The sequence below is a fragment of the Robbsia andropogonis genome (genome assembly GCF_000970345.1).
GTDB lineage: Bacteria > Pseudomonadota > Gammaproteobacteria > Burkholderiales > Burkholderiaceae > Robbsia > Robbsia andropogonis.
This window is the reverse complement of record NZ_LAQU01000156.1, coordinates 1-1,806: the sequence shown is the minus strand read 5'-3', so window position 1 is coordinate 1,806 and position 1,806 is coordinate 1. Positions and strand designations below refer to the sequence as shown.

Below are 1,806 nucleotides of genomic sequence, written 5' to 3'. Positions count from 1 at the left end.
CCAGTAAAAGTGACCTGTCAGCGTTAGTTCACTGAACTTCTTGTTTTGGGCCCGAATGCGTTTGCCATGTGATCGAACGCGGATCGGCAATCGAGTTCTCGCGTTGAGAAAAGCGACCGTACTGCGGCGCGATGTTCGGATCGTCTTCCCATGTCGCCTGCTGCGTGAACATGTCGGTCTTCCGGTTGAATTTCAGATAATGGTGCGCCGTTTTTCCTCCCCAGTCCGATGAGGGCAGCGAAATATAGTCGACCGCGTATTCGTCGTCTGTCAGATGGCCATGCACGACATAGACCCCATAATGTTCTTCACCGGGCGAAATGATCTTGTAGACGCCATTATCGTAGTAATACAAGGTAGCGTCCGGAAAAGGTTTTTTTCGTACATCTTTTGATAGAACAACTTCTGCTCGATTGTTGGTTTTCCGAATTGAACCGTGATAGATGGGGACGTGTTTTCCGCTGCGCCTGCTGGCAGCATGGCCAAAATCGTGGGAAACAACATTATTTTCTTCATCATGATGACGACTAGAGGGGAAAGAATCTCGCCGGTTGCGATTTATCCAGGAAACGATGGTCTGATAGCCTCTTCCGGATCATAATCGGGACATCGCGCGTAGCAGCATAAAAGCCGTCCAGAATCGACCTCCATCTTCCAATGTCTGACTATACTGGATTTTCATCGGCCAAACGGGAATTCGTGGCACTGTCACGTTAGCGAAGCGATCGGGTAAGCTAGGTGGATGAAATCCTCGCCCATTTACCGCGGCCACCGATTCCCGCCTGCCATTATCAGCCTAGCGGTGCGCTGGTACTTTCGTTTCTCGCTGAGCGTGCGCGACATCGAAGAATTATTGCTTGAGCGCGGCGTGATCGTCAGCTACGAATCGATACGGCGGTGGCGCGATAAATTCGGGGCTCGGTTTGCCGCTCAGGTAAAGATCACCGGCAGCAAAGCCAAAACCTGGCATCTGGACGAAATGTTCGTGCGTCTACGCGGTGGGCCTTATTGGCTCTGGCGCGCCGTTGACGAGCAAGGGCAGGAACTCGACATCCTTCTGCAAAAGCGTCGTGACACCGCTGCGGCCGAACGATTCTTCAAGAGGATCTTGCGCAACCACCCGGCACCGCGGGTCATCGTGACAGATCAGCTTCGTAGTTACCCTGCCGCCAAAGCCCGAGTGCCCGCGCTGGCCAAGACGAAGCACATCTTCGTACGGGCTGCCGCATGCGTGGTTTAAGAGATTTGCGACGAGCACAGCGCTTGCTCGCGAACTTCGGCCCGATTCGACAGCATTTTTCACTCAAGCGCGAAATACTTGGCGCCATCGAACACCGTCGTCAGCTCACCGCGCATCTTGCGTCATGGCAGCAACTTACGCTTGGCAGCCAAAATCCGTCCGCGTTTTGAAAGCAGGCAGTGAAATGCGCCTTTTCCGGCCCACGCCCGATAACGTGACAATGCCCTCGCCCGTTACGATGTGCGTTGGATCAAGAATTGATCGTAATCCTTTCCGGCAATCAACTTCGGCGGCTTGCCGCGACCTGACCAAGTCCAGCCAGTCTCCGGATCTCGGTAGATCGGCTGGATCTTCACATTTTTGAGTTTGGACTTTTGCGGTTTCGGGACGTCTAGTTCAGCGATAGTGAAGCCGAACAGCGCGACCGTTTTACGTACCTCCGCGAGCGCGTCATTACGCTGTGCCGCGATCTGCTGCGCGATTTCCTTGTTCAGTGCCTCGCGCCGTGAGAGTAATGCTTCGAGATTCATGGCGTTTTCGGGATTAGGAGAGATTCCTTGTTCGTT

General features: G+C 53.8%; 1 protein-coding gene and 2 pseudogenes. 1 reads left to right on the top strand and 2 read right to left on the bottom strand.

Going from position 1 to position 1,806, the window contains the following annotated elements; genetic code table 11:
- Positions 1 to 28 precede the first annotated feature (28 nt).
- Positions 29 to 519 (bottom strand): annotated as a pseudogene (locus WM40_RS26710) (hypothetical protein).
- Between the two features lie 223 nt (positions 520 to 742).
- On the opposite strand from WM40_RS26710, the pseudogene WM40_RS26705 reads away from it, so the two are divergent.
- Positions 743 to 1,410 (top strand): annotated as a pseudogene (locus tag WM40_RS26705) (IS6 family transposase).
- 63 nt (positions 1,411 to 1,473) lie between these two features.
- Here the strand turns inward: WM40_RS26705 and WM40_RS26700 are convergent.
- A complete protein-coding gene (locus tag WM40_RS26700; protein WP_046154591.1) occupies positions 1,474 to 1,770 on the bottom strand; it encodes an H-NS histone family protein in 297 nt (98 codons plus the stop codon).
- Positions 1,771 to 1,806 lie beyond the last annotated feature (36 nt).